Origin of the sequence: Tichowtungia aerotolerans (genome assembly GCF_009905215.1) — a bacterium.
In the GTDB taxonomy this organism is placed as follows: Bacteria; Verrucomicrobiota; Kiritimatiellia; order Kiritimatiellales; family Tichowtungiaceae; genus Tichowtungia; species Tichowtungia aerotolerans.
This window is the reverse complement of record NZ_CP047593.1, coordinates 211,157-230,683: the sequence shown is the minus strand read 5'-3', so window position 1 is coordinate 230,683 and position 19,527 is coordinate 211,157. Positions and strand designations below refer to the sequence as shown.

Annotated in this window: 18 protein-coding genes; 14 read left to right on the top strand and 4 right to left on the bottom strand. The window is 50.0% G+C overall.

Annotated features, from left to right (window positions below):
- Positions 1-7 precede the first annotated feature (7 nt).
- The 4 genes from GT409_RS00875 (at position 8) to GT409_RS00860 (ending at position 6,389) form a co-directional block, all read left to right on the top strand.
- Positions 8-739, top strand: coding sequence for a hypothetical protein (locus GT409_RS00875; RefSeq protein WP_160626097.1), 732 nt, complete (start codon positions 8-10; stop codon positions 737-739).
- 700 nt (positions 740-1,439) lie between these two features.
- Entirely contained in the window at positions 1,440-3,140 is a 1,701-nt protein-coding gene (locus tag GT409_RS00870) for a hypothetical protein (protein ID WP_160626096.1), read from the top strand.
- The gene (locus GT409_RS00865) at positions 3,127-4,212 is read left to right on the top strand and encodes a glycosyltransferase family 10 domain-containing protein (RefSeq protein ID WP_160626095.1); all 1,086 of its coding nucleotides are present in this window, start codon (positions 3,127-3,129) and stop codon (positions 4,210-4,212) included. The genes GT409_RS00870 and GT409_RS00865 overlap by 14 nt, the downstream gene beginning before the upstream one ends.
- Positions 4,209-6,389 (top strand): glycoside hydrolase family 172 protein, encoded by a 2,181-nt coding sequence (locus tag GT409_RS00860; protein ID WP_160626094.1) that lies wholly within the window; start codon positions 4,209-4,211, stop codon positions 6,387-6,389. The genes GT409_RS00865 and GT409_RS00860 overlap by 4 nt, the downstream gene beginning before the upstream one ends.
- Before the next feature lie 172 nt (positions 6,390-6,561).
- Here GT409_RS00860 and recO read toward each other — a convergent pair whose 3' ends face one another.
- Entirely contained in the window at positions 6,562-7,332 is a 771-nt protein-coding gene (gene recO, locus GT409_RS00855) for a DNA repair protein RecO (protein ID WP_160626093.1), read from the bottom strand.
- Positions 7,332-8,705: a magnesium transporter gene (gene mgtE / locus GT409_RS00850; protein WP_160626092.1), complete on the bottom strand. Its 1,374-nt coding sequence runs from the start codon at positions 8,703-8,705 to the stop codon at positions 7,332-7,334. The genes recO and mgtE overlap by 1 nt, the downstream gene beginning before the upstream one ends.
- 177 nt (positions 8,706-8,882) lie before the next feature.
- Between mgtE and GT409_RS00845 the strand changes: the two genes are divergently transcribed.
- Together GT409_RS00845 and GT409_RS00840 are read left to right on the top strand one after the other, a co-directional pair.
- Positions 8,883-9,728 carry a peptidylprolyl isomerase gene (locus tag GT409_RS00845; RefSeq protein ID WP_160626091.1) on the top strand — a complete coding sequence of 282 codons (846 nt, stop codon included), beginning with the start codon at positions 8,883-8,885 and terminating at the stop codon, positions 9,726-9,728.
- Positions 9,729-9,774: 46 nt separating this feature from the next.
- Positions 9,775-10,821, top strand: a complete 1,047-nt coding sequence (locus GT409_RS00840; protein WP_160626090.1) for a hypothetical protein — start codon at positions 9,775-9,777, stop codon at positions 10,819-10,821.
- 81 nt (positions 10,822-10,902) lie between these two features.
- Here the strand turns inward: GT409_RS00840 and ilvY are convergent, their stop codons facing one another.
- Positions 10,903-11,814, bottom strand: a complete 912-nt coding sequence (ilvY, locus tag GT409_RS00835) for an HTH-type transcriptional activator IlvY (RefSeq protein WP_160626089.1) — start codon at positions 11,812-11,814, stop codon at positions 10,903-10,905.
- A 119-nt stretch (positions 11,815-11,933) separates the two neighbouring features.
- Between ilvY and ilvC the strand changes: the two genes are divergently transcribed.
- The 8 genes from ilvC (at position 11,934) to GT409_RS00795 (ending at position 18,438) form a co-directional block, all read left to right on the top strand.
- Positions 11,934-13,409, top strand: coding sequence for a ketol-acid reductoisomerase (gene ilvC, locus GT409_RS00830; RefSeq protein WP_160626088.1), 1,476 nt, complete (start codon positions 11,934-11,936; stop codon positions 13,407-13,409).
- 171 nt (positions 13,410-13,580) lie between these two features.
- Complete coding sequence (locus GT409_RS00825) at positions 13,581-14,156, top strand: hypothetical protein (RefSeq protein WP_160626087.1); 576 nt, start codon at positions 13,581-13,583, stop codon at positions 14,154-14,156.
- A gap of 16 nt (positions 14,157-14,172) precedes the next feature.
- The gene (locus GT409_RS00820) at positions 14,173-14,487 is read left to right on the top strand and encodes a hypothetical protein (RefSeq protein WP_160626086.1); all 315 of its coding nucleotides are present in this window, start codon (positions 14,173-14,175) and stop codon (positions 14,485-14,487) included.
- Positions 14,488-15,603: 1,116 nt separating this feature from the next.
- Positions 15,604-16,077: a hypothetical protein gene (locus tag GT409_RS00815; protein ID WP_160626085.1), complete on the top strand. Its 474-nt coding sequence runs from the start codon at positions 15,604-15,606 to the stop codon at positions 16,075-16,077.
- A gap of 32 nt (positions 16,078-16,109) precedes the next feature.
- Positions 16,110-16,880, top strand: a complete 771-nt coding sequence (locus GT409_RS00810) for a hypothetical protein (RefSeq protein ID WP_160626084.1) — start codon at positions 16,110-16,112, stop codon at positions 16,878-16,880.
- 19 nt (positions 16,881-16,899) lie between these two features.
- A complete protein-coding gene (locus GT409_RS00805) occupies positions 16,900-17,214 on the top strand; it encodes a hypothetical protein (protein ID WP_160626083.1) in 315 nt (104 codons plus the stop codon).
- 14 nt (positions 17,215-17,228) lie between these two features.
- Positions 17,229-18,176 carry a toll/interleukin-1 receptor domain-containing protein gene (locus GT409_RS00800; RefSeq protein WP_160626082.1) on the top strand — a complete coding sequence of 316 codons (948 nt, stop codon included), beginning with the start codon at positions 17,229-17,231 and terminating at the stop codon, positions 18,174-18,176.
- A gap of 70 nt (positions 18,177-18,246) precedes the next feature.
- A complete protein-coding gene (locus tag GT409_RS00795; protein WP_160626081.1) occupies positions 18,247-18,438 on the top strand; it encodes a hypothetical protein in 192 nt (63 codons plus the stop codon).
- Between the two features lie 239 nt (positions 18,439-18,677).
- Here the strand turns inward: GT409_RS00795 and GT409_RS00790 are convergent, their stop codons facing one another.
- Positions 18,678-19,457: a hypothetical protein gene (locus GT409_RS00790; RefSeq protein WP_160626080.1), complete on the bottom strand. Its 780-nt coding sequence runs from the start codon at positions 19,455-19,457 to the stop codon at positions 18,678-18,680.
- Between the last annotated feature and the right edge of the window lie 70 nt (positions 19,458-19,527).

Below are 19,527 nucleotides of genomic sequence, written 5' to 3'. Positions count from 1 at the left end.
GTGATCTATGAATAACCTGTTGCTTTTCTATAGAAAACTGAGATGGCGGTTGAGTAGTTATGATGCCTTTATCTGGTTTTTTTGGCTTCAACCCTATTTGCGACCGCACGTAGTTTCGAAGAAAAGCGACTTGTTGATTGAGGGATATCCCCGCTCTGGTAACACCTTTGCATGTACGGCCTTTCATGTTGCGCAACCTTCGCCGGTTACGGTGGCCAGTCATTTGCATTGTCCCGGGCATCTTAAGCGGGCCTTGCGGCTGGATATCCCTTGCATGATTTTGATTCGGCGACCGCTGGACGCAATCTCCTCCATGGTCATTTTTTATCAGTGTAAATTTCCAATACGTCAGGCTATTCGGGAGTATATCGATTTTTATGAAGCGGTATTTATGTTTAGACAACGGTTGTTTGTTGTCAGTTTTGAAGAGGTTCGCTCTGATTTCGGAGCCGCGATTCAACGCTTCAACCTAAGGTTCGGAACCGATTTCTTACCGTTTGATAACACTGAGGAGAACTGCCAGAAGTGTTTTGCGCTCATTGATGAAGCTTTTTCTGAGCGTTATGGCGAGGTTCAGGAAGGCAAGAGTCTTTACCGGATCACCAAACCGGTTGAAGAAAGAAGCACCCTAAAGGAAAGAGTGATGGAAAAACTGCAGTCAGATGAGTTCAGGGACGAGCTTCATCGGGCTAATAACATTTACAATGCTATTGTGAGCGGAGCGGAATCTCATGAGTAAATTAAAAGAGCAAACTAATTCAGGCCGGTGGGATCAATGGCTGGTGTTCGTATTATTTTTTGTGCTCTCATTGCTTTTTTTACGATCGTTTGTTTGGGGCGGAGGGGTGCTGTTTTCGTCCGATGCTGCTATTTCCGGGGCGGATAGAGGCGTCGCACAGGTTCTTCGGGAAGTTGCCCCCCGCTGGAAAAGTGTACGTCTTCTCGGTGCTCCGGCCATGCCGGCAGGGCAAACATCTACACTTTTGAAAACCCTTCTTCCGCCAGTTTTGTGGAATAATATAGTCTATATTTTGGGTTGTTTTGCCGCTGCTGTTCTGACTGCAATCGGATTACTCCGAAAAAGGTTGGGCTTGGCATCTGCCGTTCTTGCTGGCCTGACTGCTTTTTTCGTCGGGAGCAATCTGACTTTGCTGTATGCCGGACATGTTCTGAAACCATTTGTTATCCTATATTTCGTTTGTTCTCTGCTTCCGGTTGCTCGGGCGGCTGCCGGTTCTCTGGTTGCGACATTACTGTGGGGGAGCTGTGTTGGATTAATGTTTGCTCAGCAGCCGGATAGTGCATTGTTTTTTGCATTTTTTGCGGGAGCGTATCTAGTTTTCAACTTATGGAAAGAACAGGGCTTTAAATGGGGCAGGTGGCTGAAGGTATTGGTTCCAGCGGCAGTGGTTGCATTTTTGTTTGCTAGCGGGTCACTAATGAGTGGCTATAAGCAGCACGTGAAGGGCTCTGCCCAGATGCAGACCGAAAATAAGCAGGCCAAGTGGGACTATGTGACCCAGTGGAGCTTTCCTCCCGAGGAAATGATTGCTTTTGTGGCTCCGGGATACACTGGATGGCGCAGCAATGAACCCGAAGGACCTTACTGGGGTCGGATGGGCCGTTCGCCGGGCTGGGAGCAGACAAAGCAGGGTTTCCAGAATTTTAAGCTGGAGAACACCTATATCGGTGTAATTCCGGTGGTATTTGCTCTCTTTGCTCTTTTTTCCTGTCGCCGGTCGAAGAATCGCGCGGAAATTCTTTTTTGGGGAGGCTCGGCGTTGGCTGCGCTGGTGTTGTCGTTCGGGAAATATTTTCCATTGTATTCTATCTTCTACAAGCTGCCTGTGGTCAACAGCATTCGCAACCCCAACAAGTTCCTTCAGGTGTTTCAGGTCTGCTTGGCAATTCTGACGGCGTACGGAGTCGATACGTTGTTTAGGAGTTCTGGGTTCAGCGTTCAGAGTTCAGCACATCAAAGGTCTAATACCCAAAGCCTAAAGCCTTTCTTTTATTTCCTTGCCGGAATTTTGGTTCTGTTCGTTCTCTGGGCTTTGAGTTTGACGATGAATAACGTCGAAGATATCAGCCGGTTTGTTGCACAGGGCTGGCCGCAGGAGGTCGCCCGAACCATTGTTCCGAACAAAATTGCTGCGTTGTGGCATGCGTCGTTGATGGCGGCAATTGCCACTGCGGTTTTTGCTGTATTCAGTTTTCCAAGCCTTGGAAAAAGGCTGAGCAATTTGTCCAAACATTGGAAAATGGTTCTGGGGGCAGTGTTGGTGCTGATTGTGGCCGCCGACGCGGTTAAGTTGTCTAAGCATTATGTGAAGGAAATGCCGCGCAGCTATATCGAGGCCAATGCTCTGACAGATTTCCTCAAAAAGGGTCTGGGGCATCAGCGGGTTGCATTGTTGTCACAGCAGGGCATCTACGGCATTTGGACAAGCTATCTGCTGCCGTACAATAAGATTTCGACCTTTAACTTTTCTGACATGCCGCGTATGGCGAATGACTACAAGGCCTTTCTTGAGACTGGACAGCGCAATCCGCTTAATATGTGGCGGTTTTCCGCGGTAAAATATCTGTTGGGGCCGTCACAGGCGGAACGCCAGCTGACGGGGCAGGCGAGGAAAGTGTTTGCCTATGATCTGACTCAGGGTGTTAAGGCCGGTGAATTCAAGGTGGTGCCTTCTGCGACGGGGCAGCATGCGGTGTTTGAACTGCTGAACAGTTCGCCGCGCTATGCTGTGACCGCTCCGGTTGATCCGCTGCCGGATGAGCAGGCGTTGGCAGCAGTTGGACAGTTGCCCCGTGCAGAAATCGGAGTGGCAGAAGTGCTCGCGTATCGTCCGGGCAAAGTGAAACTGCGTGTTTCAGCAGACGCCCCGGCACAGTTGCGCGCTGCCGAAAAATGGGATGCGGACTGGAAAGCATCAGTGAGGGGAAAGCCCGCGAAGGTTGAACGAATCGACTTTATCTGTCAGGGAGTCGATGTTCCGGCCGGTATGCATGAGGTGGTTCTGTGGTATGCTCCGTCCAAGCTGTTTTTCTATATGCAATGCGCCGGTTATCTCGTTCTCTTTGTTTCTTTGGGGAAAATGTTCATCCAGCGGAAAGAGAGTCATGCTGCGGATTAACATTGTTTATCAGAATAAAAATATGCCCGCCGATGTGCTTCCGCCCATTGATTCTCCGGATGGTGCCTATACGGTGACGTGGAGCCGGTTGCCGCTGGCCGGGGTGGACGCGGTGGTTTATTTTAATCACTACACGTTTGATCGCCGGATTCATCAGCGGGTTTGTCCGGATGCGCTGAAGATATTGTATATGTATGAGCCCCCGGCGATTGATCCTATGCAGTATACGCGGAGGGTCTGGAAGCAGTTTGATGCGGTTTTGACCTGGAATACCTATCTGACCGAATCATCTTCGGCATTCACATTTGAGGCTGGGGCGTATTTTGATCTTCCGTACTGCTCTGACTATGGCGTACCGATGCGGGAGGCGGTTGATCCGAAAGATCGGGAAAAAGCGATTTGTCAGATTTGCGGGGACAAATACTCGCTTTCCGTCGAAGAGATCTATTCCGAACGGCGTAGAGTGGCCCGATGGTTTCATGAAAATGCCAGTACCCGGATGGATGTGTTCGGGCGACCGCCAATGGAGGTGCCTAATTATCGGGGCGAATGCGGCGATAAGGCTGAAATAATGGCGCGATACCGCTATGCGCTCTGTTTTGAAAACACTTGGCATCCGCTCTGGACCCGCGGTTATCTGACCGAGAAAATTCTCGATTGCATGGCGAGCGGAACGATTCCTGTCTATTACGGGTGTAGCAATATTGAAGAATTGGTGCCGCCGGACTGTTTTATTGATTATCGTAAATTCAATGATCTCAAAGAGCTGGATGCCTTGCTTCTGAGCATGACGGATGACGAATATGCTGGTTATGCGCGGCGCATGCAGAGCTTTGTGAGAGAATACAACGCTCCGGTACGACATTCCGCATTCCGGTTATATGAGACCGTGGCAGTGGTTTGCTCCCGGCCGTTGGATCCGAAAAAGGGCTATCCTGAAGATTATGCGGCATTGAGTTCTTTCAATGGAAAATTGCGCTTAGCTGCCATGCGGATTCTTCTGCCGTATCATCGCTTCGTTTATCCTGCCTTTGCTATGGTTCGCGTTGCTAAAAAAAGGATTACAAAATGAAAATACACTTAGGGTACTTTTTGCTTCCGCTTTGCTTGTGTGTAGTCTCCTGTTCACAGAAGGAGCCGGTAGAAACCTCCTGGGCTCAACTGATCCAGGAACTCTATAATCCCGGGTCGATCGCAGACCTATCGAAGCCATGTACGGACATTCGCACCTCATATGATCGCTCCGGCGGCAATAATGATTATAGCAATGGCTACAAAAATTTAGGCAACGGATGGTTGGAACTGGCAGATTTCAAGGGGGCGGGAGTGTTGACTCGTTTCTGGTTCACCGGGATCAAGCGCGAAGTACGTTTCCGGTTTATCTTCGATGATGAAACAGAGCCGAGACTGGAAACAACCAGTGATGCTCTGTACAAAGGATTGGCTGGCTTCCCCTCTATGTTTACGATGGACGACCAGAATTGTTATTACTCCGGCTTCCCGATTCCCTATCGTCGGCGCCTGCGGATTTTGATGTCAGATGAAGGATATAGTCAGGGAAAAGGGAAACTCTATTTTCACATCAATGCCACCCCGCTTGAAAAGGGTACGGTTCGATCAGCAGTCTTCCCGATACCGCAGGAAGTCAGATCCGCGTGTGAATCTGTTGCCTGGCCACAAAAGATAGAAGGAGAGGCGCTTGATGCTTCGTTTGCTGTTTTAGGTGGAACAAAAAAAGAGATTCTTGATCTTGAGACGGGAGGTGTCATTCGCAGTTTAAGGCTGGAGCTGGAAGGGTGGGAAACAATGTCGTTTCACCAACGTCAGCTTTTGTTGAGGCAGGTTTGGCTGAACATTTCATGGGATCTCTCGGACATGGATTCAGTCAAAGTTCCATTAGGTGATTTTTTTGGTCAGATGTGGGAACCCAAAAAGCTGCAGAATCTTTATTTTACTGTGGATGAGACTGGTTTTGAATGCCGGTTTCCGATGCCGTTTCGGAAAGCCGCATCTTTCACCTTGGAAAATCGCGGAACAACAATGGTCGCCGGGCGCGTTCTGTTAAAATATCAAAATGGGCCTGTGCCGGCGGAGTATGGATATTTTCACAGCAGTTGGAAAAGCAGTTCTGAAAAGCAAACAGGAACGCCCCATGAGGTTTTGGATGTAAACGGCAAAGGACGCTTGGTCGGCTGCTTGCTGGGGGCGGCTTCTATGGATCGAAACTTCTGGGTGCTGGAATCAGATGAAACGATTCTACGTGATAATTCAAAAGAGGTTTTCTGGCAGGGTACGGGACTTGAGGATTACTTCAATGGAGGCTGGTATTACAGAACCGTTTTTCAGAACCCGCTTTTCGGTCTGACACTCAAGCGACCGTTTCGTACGGTTCAGTACAGATATCATCTTGCAGACCCAATAACATTCAGTAAGTCCCTGAATATGTCATTTGAACGAGGCCCGGGAAACCAAAGCCGAGGAGCTTTTGACAGTGTTGCGTACTATTATCTGGATCGCCCGTCTTCAGCGTATCAAAATCGCTTTGTTTCGTCATATCCTGTCCCGCCGGCAGATGAGTTCGAATCTCGTTCTTTAATGACTCGGCTCTGGGATTACGAAAAGTTTGATGATTGGACAAACGCTGAAAAGTTGACGCAACATGCCTTGAAACATTGGAAATATCCTTTGGAAATCAAGCAGATTCTCGACGATCGGTTGAGTGCGTATACAGCAGGAACATCAGATTTGAATGCCCCAGATAAAGCAACCGTTTTTGTATACTCCAGCAAAAAGAGCGAGGTTTTTTTAGATGGGAAGCAGGTGGTCGGTACAGCGGATCCTGTACGGACACAGTTTGCACAGATTTTGCTGGAGCCGGGACGGCATGTTATGGTCGTGAAAACGGAGTCCGGAGTGTGGCCGGATTGGGTGCAGGCCGGTCTGAAGATCGGGGGCTTTTTTGTCGGAATTGACTCTACATGGGCGTGCTCATTGTCTCCGTCTGGAAATTATCATGATTTATCTTTCAACGATGAAGACTGGATTCAGCCAATCAGCCTTTGCAAGGGGCCGCCGGAACAGGAAGCGGTTCCGTTTGTTTTTCCGGATAAGTATGTTGGCTTTCAGTCTATGTTAAACGGAGTGCGTGTCCAAAAATTACCGCCCGGATGGAAATCAACGGCAGTTTTTCGCAAAGTATTTATCGTTCCGCAACCAGTGATTACTGGTGCGGGTCCCGCCGCCAGGTAAAGCCGCAGTGCCGATAGAGTGACCCAGAAAACAGAATAGCAGTTCAAAACAAACAGAAGCGAATTCGGAACCGCCATTGGAGGTACAGGGTCATGGATGGCTTTGTGAATCGCATAAGGAGGGAGAAATAGCAGCGTGTCGCCAAATCCGTAGCGCGAGAAAAACATCTGTTTTAGGGCTGTATGCAACCTTTCAATATTTCGGCATGAAGCATGGCGGCGGCGGTTTGGCGGACGTGTGGGGGCAGGTCGTAGTGGTGCTCTGCAAATTTAATGAGGACGCGTTCGATCTGTTCCAGGTAAGCCGGGTTGGCTGGTGGTGTATCTGAGTCGGGAGGCATCGGCGCGGCTTGGAGCTGTTTGATCAAAGCGACCGATTCCGGGGCAATTGGTGTGGCCGGAATGCGATGTTTGCTGGCATAGCCCGGCTCGACGAGTCCTCCGTGATCTGCAGCGAAGCGATATGCTGCCCGTTCCCGGTTACTGTCGTCCAATTGCAGCCGATGCCCCATGAAGTCTGCAAACTGCAGATCAAACCAGACCAGAAAAAGAGGATCGCGCCCGTGGCTTTCGGCATACGAAAGCATTTCTTCAAACAGCTCAAAGCGTTCCGGTTCATGGCCGTGGCGCGGCGTGGTTTTGGCGAACAGCGCGGAAATATAGCCGGCGGACGCGCATGCCCGCCAGTCGGTACGAAACACCGGACGGCGATGAAGTATGGAGCATTCTTTCGCGATATGGGTCCCTCGGTCGCTGCGATCATAAAACAGAAGCTCACTGGAAGAAAACAGATCGTACTGTCCGCGAAACAGACTGTTTTTGCGTTGCTCTCCTTTGATGATGGTCGACAGCTTTCCGTAATCGGCCGTGAGCCACGTGACGATACGCGACGTATTGGATACGTCGGTGAAATAGAGTGGAATGGCTGTCGTTTTCAGAATCATTACACGGGCAGAACAGAGATCATCAGAAAAGTGACGCCGTAGTAGATGAGCAGAGCGAAAATATCATTCGATGCACTGACGAAGGGACCGGAAGCAACCGCCGGATCCACTTTGAATCGGTTGAGTATCAACGGAACCGCCGCTCCGAAAATCGCGGCGAACATCATTGCGCTGAATAACGCCAGTCCCACCGAAAGCGCTAAGAAGGCTGGATGGAAGGCGGTGCTGCTGCCAATCACAAATCGCGCCCATATCCCGATAACAGAACCGCAAATGGCTCCCATCAGCATGCCGGTTGCCATTTCGCGAAGCAGGAGTCGGTACAGGGCTTTTTCGTTGAATGAGTCAAGAGCCAGTCCTCGAATAATCAGTGTAGCCGATTGGATTCCGGTATTTCCTCCCATGCCCATAACGATGGGAACAAAGAAGCTGAGGGCCAGCACTTCCATCGTTGTGATGCTTTGCATGAACCCTTTCAGAATCATGCTGGTTACAAACCCGGTTCCGAGGGTAATCAGCAGCCATGGCAGTCGGGTCTTACAGGATGAAAACGGGGAGGGGTCTTCCAATTCCGCATCGTCAGAACCGGCCAGTTTAAAAATATCTTCGGAGGCCTCTTCTTCCAGGACATCAATGATATCATCCACGGTTACACGCCCGAGAAGATGACCTTCTATGTCAATAACCGGCAAAGAGGACAGGTCATATTTGGACATAATTCGTGCGACCGTTTCCTGGTCGGTATCGGGAGTTACTGTTAACGTATTTTCTTCCGCCAGAAGCCCGAGAGGCTTCTGGCGGTTTTCTGTCTTCAGCATCTGCCAGATCTGAACGTATCCGGTCAGGATGTTGTTCGTGTCGACGACATAAGCGAAATAGACTGGTTCATCCAGTTTCAGAGAGCCGATATGAATCAGGGCTTCTTTGACTGTGGCCGTATCAGGCAGGGCCACGAAGTCCGTGGTCATCCGTCCTCCGGCCGTGTCCTCTTCATACTGCAGCAGTTCCCGAACCTCTTCGGAGTCCTCCTCCATCAGTTCCAGAACTTCTTCGCTTCGCTCTTCATCAAGTTCCGAGAGCATGTCGGCGATATCATCCGGCGCCATTTCATCGGCAATGTCGGAGATTTCCTCGACGCTGAGTTCTTCAAGGATGTCTGCCTCCGTTGAATCGTCGAGCTCCGCGATCACATCGGCTTTCGTCTCATCGCTCAGCAGTTCAAAGATGCGGCTTTGCACCTCATCCTGCGCATCTTCAATAACGTCAGCAATATCTGCCGGGTGCAGTTCTTCGAGCAATCCAAACAGCTGGTCCCACAATTCTCCGCGGATGCAGAACTGGATCTGTTCTTTAGTGCGGTTGATGTCTTTCATGGCAGTTTTTGGATCCCGGCGAAGATTTAAAGGCGGATCATAGACTGAACGGCGGATCAGGCCAAGATCTTTTGGTTTTCCTGAATGTTCCTTGCGGTTTTTATGTACTTCCCGCAAAAATGATGGTTCCTTGTTGCTTCTTGCAACTATAATTTCTGGCAATAAAAAGGACTGTTTATGAAAATCAGCGTTAACGGGGAAGCTATTTCACCTGAAGTCATCCAGCGGGAAGTTCAGAACTATCGCCAGAAAAATCTGGGTGCAAACGAAAAAGAAGCGTTTGATGCCGTGAGCAGCCAAATGGTCGACTGGACGTTAATTCGTCAGGTGGCGACTGAAAAAGGGCCTGAAGTTTCCGCAGAAGAAATTGAGGCCGGTTTTGAACGGCTGTGCCGCAGCCATGGCGGCAGGGAACAGTTCTTTCAGCGATTTGGGCTCTCGGAGGATCGCGTCGACGAGGTCAAGCTGGATGTCGAGCGGAACTGCCGGATCACCAAGTTTCTGGATGAGCTTTCAAAGGATGTGTCCGCTCCGGCCGAAGACACAGTCGTTGCATACTATAAAGAGCACAAAAGCGAGTTTGTTCATCCCGAAAAAGTGCACTCCATGCATATCGTAAAGCATCCTCAGGACGAAGCTTCCGAACAGGCTGCGGCTGCTGAGTTGACAAACATTCGCCAGCGTCTGCTGGCCGGTGAGGATTTTATGACCGTTGCCAACGAAACATCGGAGTGCAACGACACATCGCCGGATCTGGGCGAGTTTGCCCGCGGTCAGATGGTTCCCGAGTTCGAACTGGTGGTTTTTTCAATGCAGGTCGGCGAGATCTCTCCTGTCTTCAAAACCCAGTTTGGGCTGCATATTGCAACCGTAACCGAAAAAACAGCTGCCGCTCCGATGTCTCTGGCTGATTGCCGGGCCCGAATTGAAGAGATTCTGCAGCATGACCTCAAAAACGATGCCATCGGCAGGTGGGTCGATGCCGAAAAAGAGCGCGCTGAAATTGAAGTCAGCGCCGAATAATTGGGTGTACATTTCGGTCCAATAGTGTTTTTTTCAGAACATGCTTTTGAATAAGACCATACGACTGTTTCTCGACGGTATCGGGCGGAGGGAAGAGTACGAGTTCTACCTCAATAAATTTCAGTCCGCCGACACCGCCTGCTTTGCGCTGCTGGTTCCGGATCTTGAAAGTCTGGAGCAGGGAGTGGATGCACTGGCGTTTGATCTGCATTTTCTGATCAGTCTCGGCCTGCACCCCGCAGTTGTTCTGTGCGGGTCCGATATCGACGCCAAATGGGCGCTGCTCGCCCGGAGCCCGCTGTTCGAAAAAGCCGAGTTTCCAAACCTTGGAAACTCTAAAGACAACGTTCCGGTGTTTTTCCAAACCTTGGAGAATTCATTTGGAGCAGGCCCTGCCGATTTCCAGTGCTTGGAAAGAATGATTCCGGCCATTGGAAAACGGGTTCACTTCATCCGGGCTGCCGGCGGTTTTGAAATCGATTATTACTACACCCAGAAACAGAATCCGGTCATTTTGACGGAGCAGGAACAGGCTTTGGCCGATTCTGCCGCCGCGTTGCTGGCGGCACGACCGGGAACACATATTTCGGTCACATCGCCCATGAATCTGCTCGAAGAGATTTTTACCGTCAAAGGAGCCGGGACCGTATTCCGGAAAGGATCCGTGATTATAGCCCCGGATTTTCAGGCTTTGGAAAAAGCGAAGCTGTCCAGATTGCTCGAGGAAAGCTTTCAGAGGAAGCCGCGGGCCGGTGCGCTGGATGCTGTGACCAAGGTGTACCTGGAAGAAAACTACCGCGGTGCAATGTTGCTCGAAGAGCAGGGCGAAGGGCTCTATCTTTCCAAGTTTGCGGTGGGGCCCGAAGCGCGGGGCGAAGGTTTGGCGCAGGAGCTGTGGAATGAGATGTGCCGGCACCATGCGTCCTTCTTTTGGCGTTCGCGGGTCGGCAATTCAGTGAACCAATGGTACGACCGCCAGGCGGACGGGCATTACACGACCAGCCAGTGGATGATCTTCTGGCGCGGCATGCCTGCGACATCACTGCCCGGACTGATTGAGTTCTGCTCAAGCCGCCCGTCCGATTTCGAATAGGCAGCGCATCAATCTGTCTCACTTTCATTGACAGGCTGCATCAGGAGAAAATCGTATGCGTCTTATGCTATAGACTTCCGGTCATTGGGATGTTGCGTTTTCTGTGCGCTTTGGGGGTAAACGATCTGCCTGCTGCCAGAATGCCTGAACGGCGGGGCGGTGCAGGGAGCGTTTGGTGGCGCAGAGGCCGACGGTGTAGGGGGCGAGCTTCGGCGCGTTTCCAATAACCTGCACTTCATCGCGGAAGGGGCTGCGTTCAAGCACGAGCTGAGGGACGACTCCAATGCCGCAACCGAGCCGCACCATGGCGATCAGGGCTTCGTTTCCGGATACCTCGGAGCGAATGTCCGGAAGGATGGCGTGGTCTTTCATCCATTGGTCCAGTCGGGCACGGGAGAGCCCGTTGCGCGGAAGGACCAGCGGGGCCTGCATCAGGTCGAGCTGTTTCCCCTTGAGTGGCGGGGTGGCGAATTCTCCGCTGATCGGCGCGATAAATACCAGAGGGATTTCGGTGAGAGGCAGGAATTCGATGTGTCCGGCGGGGCGGTCGGGCAGGGCGGCGACGGCTAAGTCGATTTCTCCGGCGAGCACTTGATTAACGGATTGTTCGGCGGCACCGGAGTTCAGTTCGATCTGCACGTGCGGATGTGCGGTGCGGTAGGCTTCGAGCAGGCTTGGAAGCAGGCTGTAGACGGCGGTGATGGATGCGTAAATGGAAAGTGTTCCTGAAATGAGCGGAGCGTCATGGAGATCGTTCATAAGAGCTTTCCAGTCAGCCTGTGCCCGAAGTGCATAGGTCTTGAAGAGTTCGCCGGCCGGAGTAAGGGCTACGTTGCGGTTGTCGCGAGTGAACAGCCTTTGATCGAGTTCTTCTTCCAGCCTTTGAATGGAACGGGTCAGGGCTGACGGGCTCAGGTTGCACGCACGACTGGCCTGCCCGAAGTGGAGTTTGTCCGTCAGTATCAGAAATGTATTCAGTTCGTGGGTGTTCATAAGGCAGTTGTTGATTGTTTCTTTTATCGCAATACTGTATTCTGTTTAAATCAATTTACGCAATAACCTTCCTGCGGTAATCTGCGGACTGTTTCTAATCAAAATAAGGAGATCAATTCATGGGTCAGAACTATTTCAATACATTGACATTTGCGCAGAAGCTTTCAGAGCTCGGCACCTGCCGTTTTATGGATGCTGCTGAATTTTCGAACGGAACCGAAGCGGCCAAAGGCAAAAAGATTGTGATCGTCGGATGCGGCGCACAGGGCCTTAACCAGGGACTGAACATGCGCGACAGCGGTTTGGATGTGTCTTACACGCTGCGCGATGCTGCCATTGCTGAGAAACGTCAGTCCTATCTGAATGCAACGGATAATGGATTTTCGGTTGGGACGTATGCGGAAATGCTGCCGACTGCCGATATCGTTATGAACCTCGCGCCCGATAAACAGCACTCCAATGTGGTGGAGACGGTTGTTCCGCTCATGAAGCAGGGCGCAGTTTTCTGCTACGCTCATGGTTTTAATATTGTCGAAGAAGGCACCCGGATTCGCGAGGATCTGACGGTCATTATGGTTGCCCCGAAATCCCCGGGCTCCGAAGTCCGTGAAGAGTACAAGCGCGGCTTTGGTGTGCCGACCCTGATTGCCTGCCACGGAGAAAACGATCCGAATGGAAACGGCCTTGAAATCGCGAAGGCGCTTTGTGTTGCGCAGGGCGGAGACCGTGCCGGTGTTCTGGAATCCTCCTTTGTGGCGGAAGTGAAGTCCGACCTTTTGGGTGAGCAGACGATCCTCTGCGGGATGCTCCAGGCCGGTGCGCTGCTTTGCTACGACAAGATGACAGCCAGCGGCATCGATAAGGCATGGGCTGTTCAGCTGATTCAGTACGGATGGGAAACCATTACCGAGGCGTTGAAGCAGGGCGGTATTACCAACATGATGGATCGCCTGACCAACCCGGCTAAACTGAAAGCCTTTGAGCTGTCGGAAGAGCTGAAGCTCATCATGCGCCCGCTGTTCGAAAAACACATGGACGACATCATTTCCGGAGAGTTCTCTCGCATTATGATGGAAGACTGGGCCAACGATGATGTGAAACTGCTGACCTGGCGCAAGGCGACTGGCGAAACCGAATTCGAGAAGGTCGAAGCTGCCGGCGACATCACAGAGCAGGAACACTTTGATAAAGCCATTCTGATGGTTGCGATGGTGAAAGCCGGTGTTGAGCTGGCCTTTGAAGTGATGGTTGAGGCAGGCATTCAGCCGGAATCGGCCTACTACGAGTCTCTGCACGAAACTCCGCTCATCGCGAATACGATTGCCCGGAAAAAGCTTTTTGAAATGAATCGCATTATTTCCGATACCGCAGAGTATGGTTGCTACCTGTTTGCTCATGCGGCCGTTCCGCTGCTTGAGGACTTCATGAAAGCCGTCGATACGGATGTGATCGGTAAAGGGCTTGAGTTGACCGATTTGTCGGTTGATAACCAGCTGCTGGTCGAGGTCAACGCGGAAATTCGCAACCATTTGGTTGAGATTGTCGGGGAAGATCTCCGGGCTTCTATGGGAGCCATGAAAGCGCTGGCTCGTTAAGCTGAGCTGTGCCGGCAAGATGATTGCGGCGGGCTGTCGGGTGTTCCCGGCTGCCCGCCGTTTTTTTCTGGTGGTGGTTTGAGGTTCTTCTGAGAAACGGTTGAAGTGTATGCTGTTTTTGGTTAATATAATCTCAGTTAAGTCACCCCGAACCTATAAGGAGTCGTTTGTATGAAGTATTGGTATGTCATGTTGCTGGCTGTTTGCCTGGGTTGTTTTTCAGCTTTTGGTGAGAAGATTTCCGACGATGAGATCGATAGGCTTAAAGGGACTGTGAAAATCGGGGGGGTTAGTGATTCAACAGAGGATGGTGAGGAAGATGAGGAGCTTGAAGTCCTTTCGTTTTACACCAACCAGTACGAAGATGATGCTGAAGAGTACGAGTTTCGCATTAAAGTGGTTGTCGAAATCACTGATAAAAAAGCCAAAAAGGTTTATCAGGCAAAAATGGCCCGTATGCAGGGGGCTGTAGATACGGAATATACCGGTGAGGATAACTGGGCTTTCAAAATCCCTTATGGTGAGATGGAAAAACCGAAGATTACCGCTTATGTCATCCAATACGGCGTTCTGAGTGATCGGGAATTTGTCATTTTGGCTGAAGAGATGGATGATGTGGATTCTCTGGAGGAACTGGAAGCGCGTGCTCCTACGATGGTGGAACGTAATCCGGTTTTGTTCCATCAGTACAACTATCGCGACACAGCCTCTGAAGACGAGGAAGTGATTCAGTCTTCTTGGAACTAAGGTTTTTGGCGATAAAATGATAAAACAGTTTTTGCAAAAACCTTTAACCGGCAGCGTTTTGACCGTCGCTGCCGGTCTTTCTTTTTTTTTCACCTGTATGCTGTTGCCTTTAGTAGGCCGCGCAGGCTCCAGCGTACCTTATGCCGGTAAAAACCAGGCGACCTTTTTGGGAGTGCTCGGTACTACCTTGCTGCTGGCAGTTCTGGCAACCTGGGCAAAATTCATGCGGCGGTCAGAAGATCAGAGTCCCTTGCCTTTGTGGTCGATCGGGCTTTGTATGATCTGCGTGTTGCTTTTTGCCTTGCAGTTGACCGGGTTGCTGGCCATTTAAAACCTTATCCTGACTTTGTGCCGGGGTATGATGGTACTTTGGCTTGACGATCTTCCTCAATAAGCTGCGTTTCTCAGTTGGGTAGTGTCCAGAGCTGCTGAGAGCTGCACGCCGGACACTCAACCGGACCCAGATCTTCCGCTTGAATGAAGCAGGCTCCATGACGCTTCACAGAATGTACCTTGATGCCGGGGCAATCAGGTCTATTTTTTCATCGGGCATAGCGATCTCCTTTTTTATCCAACTGCTACCTTAGCAGTCGGGGATCGCTCTTGCCCCCTCCTTTGAGGATGAGCCGGTGAAATGAGAACCAGCCTGCTGGTTTGACGCGAACCTGAGAGCGAGGCTGACGCGAAGCGGCGGCCCCGAAGGGCAAGGGCAAAGCCCGAAGCAATCCAGTCACCCCGACCAAGTTTTCTTACAGCGACCTGAGCCGCAGGCGAAAGTGCTTTTCGTATTCCCGAAAAGAAGAGACCAGCGGGAACGGTAACTCTTCCTGGGTTCGCTTTTTTCATTTTACTGCCTGTTTTCGTCAATAATAGGACGTTCCCAAATCTCCATCCGCAGCGTGAGCTGATTTCGTGGTCTTCTTGCCGAATTTTGGCCTCCGATTGCACTTTGTTGCCGTCGAAAGTCGCCAGTCCAGCTCGCCAAAGGCTCGGGTCTCCGTTCTCTACAGAGTTCATCCCCTGTTGCATCTCGAATGGTTGCCTTTCTTGATGGCAATGCGAACCATTAGTCCAGAAGTTGGCATTCCTTCCTCCCCTGTGCATCTTGACCGGACACCATGCGAACTTTTATCGATGATTGAACCCTTTTGCGGTCAAAATGTAGAGAAACTCACTACAAGTCTTTTTTGCTGTCTATTCTTTCGGGTTTCCCCAAATCCCTGTAAGTTGTTCGGTATATTGTTTCCTGCGGGATTGGAAATATAGAGTCGGCTCTGTGAGCCAATTTCCAAAACATTGGAAAATAAGGAAAATTTTGATGGCGAAGAAGGCGGCGGAAAGCTGGGCGGTGCCAGAGGCGTTGAAGTAGCAATGTGAGGCTAAGAACCAGGATTTGATTAAAATGGCAGGATAAAATGCTTAAGATTCCAACTTGGGAAGGGAGACAATGAGTAAAAAACCATCAACGCCAATCCCCGCATTAGATTTTTGTTCGAAAGGGTTTTTGCCGAAAGAGTTGCCGCCTTGTTTTAACATAACGTCTTTCTCTCAAGCAGCTTTGTCGTCGCTTGGATCGGAACATAAAAAGAAGGTCTCATCCTATTCTCGTCACAACCTGGCTCGAACGGGGACTTTGCGTCGGCGGTTAGGCGTCCCCAACCCCGTTCATCATGCGTGGCTGGCGAACTGTATTGAAGAGAATTGGCAGGACATCCACTCGATTTTTAAAGCTTCTGAGTTTTCATGCACAAAGCCTTTAAAGGAATCGGGCAAGCGAGCTTTTGAGGGTGAGCCACAAAGTAAACGAGTAGACTTTCGTGCTGAAATTTGCTCCTCGGCTCGTTTCTTGGTAAAGGCAGATGTTTCTCGTTTTTACCATTCAATTTATACACATTCAATCCCTTGGGCTAGCGATGATTAAAGTATAATGGCATTGGCCTAGATGAGGAATCTATGACTTCAGGGCAAAAACAATATAGTGCCGACAGTCCAGAGTTACGTATGGTTGCTCTGATGATTAATCTTGATCATTTTTTTAAAGTCATCCATGACCAGCTTTCGATTACTTACTTCGGTATAATATTGACCGCCAAAGGGGAAAATCCCAGCTGTAGACAAGCGGACACAGATCTTTGCCAGCTTTGTGGAGTTAACCCAGATCATTTTGATGATGAGTTTGCGGTTGAGACAGAAGCGTTGTTTAGACAAAGCGCTGTGGAAAATGCTGAAGCAGCAGTAGCTGCATCATCTCTTGTATTCGCCCACTCTGTGGTCGAAGATTTGTTGATGAAGATTTGCCGAATCTGTGCCGATGTAGACTCGGTGTCATGGACAAAGAAAATATCGAAGAGGTCTATAACTATCGAAGAGGTCGATCAGAAAACGATTGTTGATTTGAAGCGAGAGCAGGTTGAGAAATATCTCTCTCAATTGGAAAAAGAATCTATGCTTAAGAAACTAGATGTGTTTCTCGGTATAATTCAGCCCAATGACTTTGCGTCATCCCGGATGAAGAAGTATGATCGCGAACGTATAGCCAAAATCGATCGTCTGCGACACGAATGTGTACATGAAGCCAAGTTTGCTGTGCGGATTAGCAATATCAAAGAGCATCTCGACTATCTCTATGAGGTTACCCGGCTGCTTTCCAATTTGTTCTGTGACAAATACAATATCGAGAAGCTTTATGATGTCGATTTGGCTCGATTAGCTCGTGACTTGTAGCAATTTAATGGAGGCGGAAATGGTAACGATAAAAATTGGAACATCTCGGAGGGATTTGTCGGATAATTTTGAGTCATGGCTTGCTGACCAGGTAAACAGCCGAAAGAAAGACGGTTCCCCAGTTGTGGTAGAGATCGATATTCATGAAAATGGTGCCACACTAAACTTGGCAGCGCATGATCACTCTGTGAGTTTTGGCGCGAGTAGTCGTGTTTATAATCCGACAGAACAGGCCATTCTTCAATTGTGGGGCGATAAAGGTCTTGGCGGCACAGGTTTTAATGTGGGCGATTTGATCTCATTTTTAAAACAGCTGACGCGACTGCTGCGTTAGAGGAGGATGTTCAAATGGCAGAGGTTTTTTTCTCATATACTCATCGTGATGAAACAATGCGGGATGAGCTGGAGGTCCATCTTACGATGCTGAAGCGTCAGGGGTTGATTGAGGCATGGCATGATCGACGGATTGGTGCCGGCAATGAATTTGATCGAACTATCAGTGCTCACCTGGAATCAGCCGACATAATCCTGCTTTTGGTCAGCCCCCATTTCCTAGCATCTGAGTATTGTTACGAACGGGAAATGGCGAGGGCAATGGAGCGGCATGAAGCTGGTGAGACCCGGGTTGTCCCTGTAATTCTGGAGCCGTGTGATTGGCACCCGGCTCCTTTTGGCAAGCTCTTGGCCGTGCCAATTGACGGCAAGCCGGTTTCAAAATTTGTTAATCAGAATGATGGGCTGCTCGAAGTTGCGCAGGCTGTGCGATCTGCAATAGAAGAAATGTCGCCAGCCAGTCCATCATCTACTGTTGAAATAATGGAAGCTGCTGAGCCCATTCCCGCAGTCGGAACCAATGTCGACCGTTCCAGTAATTTGCGGTTGAAAAAGACCTTCACTGATCAGGAGCGGGATGAATTTTTGGAATCTACCTTTGAGTACATTACCAGGTATTTTGAGAATTCATTAGAGGAGTTGAGGGCGAGGAATTCGGAAATCAGCACTCGGTTCAAACGCATTGACGCAATCCGTTTTACCTCGATCATCTATATGGGTGGACAATCCGCAAGTGAATGCACGGTCCGTTTGGGCGGACTGTTTGGTAATGGCATTTCATACTCTTCGGACGCCAATGCTGACAACAACAGTTGTAATGATTCGATGTCGATAGCGGAAGATGGATATTCTTTGTTTATGAAGCCTATGGGGATGACGACTTTCGGGCATCAAAATGAGTTGCTGTCTCCGGAGGGCGCGGCGGAATATTTTTGGAACATCTTTATAGAGAGGCTTCAATAGATCGAATGGCGGATGCCTGGGTTGGTGGAGTAGGGATTTGTGGCCTTTACTTGAACAGAAGGGAGGGGAGTTGAACAGCGAATGCCTGTTGCCGGAAGTTATTGATGCTGTGATTCAAGATGGCGAAGCGACCGCCGATGTGCTTCCGTCCAACGAGAAGTGGATGGGGGTAACCTGTCCCGAAGATAAACCGCAAGTGATGGAAGAGATTCGCGGGTTGGTTTTGGCTGGGTACTGTCCGGAAAACCTTTGGAGAAGGTAAAGATTCCCTCGGCTTGAATCAAAACCGGGATCTGCAGTTTCGGTCATTATGGTTGCTCGGATTACGCGCCCGGAGAACAGGCTTGTGAGGAACGGCCAATAAGATAAGCGGCTTTGATCAGGGCCCCGTTTGCGATATGTGTTTCGGCGCTAACGGGGCATGCCCAAAAGATGGTTAAAAAACGCGGGTACGCTTTGCGGTCAAAGCGTACCCGCTATCGCAGTCCAGCTGCAGCCGGTTTACTTGTTCACAGTAATCTCTGGGAACTCCAGGTGGCAGGTAAGACCCTCACCTTTGGTGAACTTGTTTCTGGATCTGATGAATTCCAGCTTCCCGCCGGTCAGGGATTTCGGCATTACATCGAATCCCTGATAGGCTCGATACGGGTTTGTGCCAATAATATTCAGGTCTTTATCAAATACCGCGATATTTGGAGCATTCTCGAAGCCGTAGAAAGAACCGTAGATCACCTCGCCATCCGTCGTGAGATTCTGAAACCCGAATTTGGTTTGGTAGCCGTAATCGAAATCCGCCCGCGGGGAAATTTCCTTCAGCGTTTCGGCATCGAACCGGCCGAGGATATTAACACGGTGCGGTTTGTTCGACGGCTGCTCTTTTGCACCCATTCCGACATAAAGCACTCCGTCGAGATAAACGATCCCATCGATCGTCCGGTCAACAGTTGTTTGCTTGAGGAGATTCAAATTTTCGTCAAAGACCTGAATCCAGCCTTCTTTTTTCGCCGGGAAAACCGCGACTGCGGTGTACAGCTTCCCATCATGATAAGTGATATCACCGGTATGGTTTTGAACCGTTAATGTCTTCAAGACATTTCCATTCCAGTCAACCTTCACAATTCGCGTCTGCTGTGTGAGATAAAGCGCATCGTGTGATGCTGCAATACCTTGAATATGGCCCCCTTTAGGGTCAAAAGCCTCCGGGCCGACAGAAAATTCATCCACCCCGAACGCAGCCAGGGCCAGTATGCCGGCAACGAAAAATACAGTTATCTTGCGCATGTTGTTTTTTATTAACGACATACTTAACCCAAAGAATTAATTGATAGAAAGCTGCTGGTCAGGCGATTGC

Coding starts and splice junctions, on each gene's coding strand:
- GT409_RS00875 (WP_160626097.1), top strand. CDS start 8: ATGAATAACCTGTTGCTTTTCTATAGAAAACTGAGATGGCGGTTGAGT.
- GT409_RS00870 (WP_160626096.1), top strand. CDS start 1,440: ATGAGTGGCTATAAGCAGCACGTGAAGGGCTCTGCCCAGATGCAGACC.
- GT409_RS00865 (WP_160626095.1), top strand. CDS start 3,127: ATGCTGCGGATTAACATTGTTTATCAGAATAAAAATATGCCCGCCGAT.
- GT409_RS00860 (WP_160626094.1), top strand. CDS start 4,209: ATGAAAATACACTTAGGGTACTTTTTGCTTCCGCTTTGCTTGTGTGTA.
- recO (WP_160626093.1), bottom strand. CDS start 7,332: ATGATTCTGAAAACGACAGCCATTCCACTCTATTTCACCGACGTATCC.
- mgtE (WP_160626092.1), bottom strand. CDS start 8,705: ATGAAAGACATCAACCGCACTAAAGAACAGATCCAGTTCTGCATCCGC.
- GT409_RS00845 (WP_160626091.1), top strand. CDS start 8,883: ATGAAAATCAGCGTTAACGGGGAAGCTATTTCACCTGAAGTCATCCAG.
- ilvY (WP_160626089.1), bottom strand. CDS start 11,814: ATGAACACCCACGAACTGAATACATTTCTGATACTGACGGACAAACTC.
- ilvC (WP_160626088.1), top strand. CDS start 11,934: ATGGGTCAGAACTATTTCAATACATTGACATTTGCGCAGAAGCTTTCA.
- GT409_RS00825 (WP_160626087.1), top strand. CDS start 13,581: ATGAAGTATTGGTATGTCATGTTGCTGGCTGTTTGCCTGGGTTGTTTT.
- GT409_RS00820 (WP_160626086.1), top strand. CDS start 14,173: ATGATAAAACAGTTTTTGCAAAAACCTTTAACCGGCAGCGTTTTGACC.
- GT409_RS00815 (WP_160626085.1), top strand. CDS start 15,604: ATGAGTAAAAAACCATCAACGCCAATCCCCGCATTAGATTTTTGTTCG.
- GT409_RS00810 (WP_160626084.1), top strand. CDS start 16,110: ATGACTTCAGGGCAAAAACAATATAGTGCCGACAGTCCAGAGTTACGT.
- GT409_RS00805 (WP_160626083.1), top strand. CDS start 16,900: ATGGTAACGATAAAAATTGGAACATCTCGGAGGGATTTGTCGGATAAT.
- GT409_RS00800 (WP_160626082.1), top strand. CDS start 17,229: ATGGCAGAGGTTTTTTTCTCATATACTCATCGTGATGAAACAATGCGG.
- GT409_RS00790 (WP_160626080.1), bottom strand. CDS start 19,457: ATGCGCAAGATAACTGTATTTTTCGTTGCCGGCATACTGGCCCTGGCT.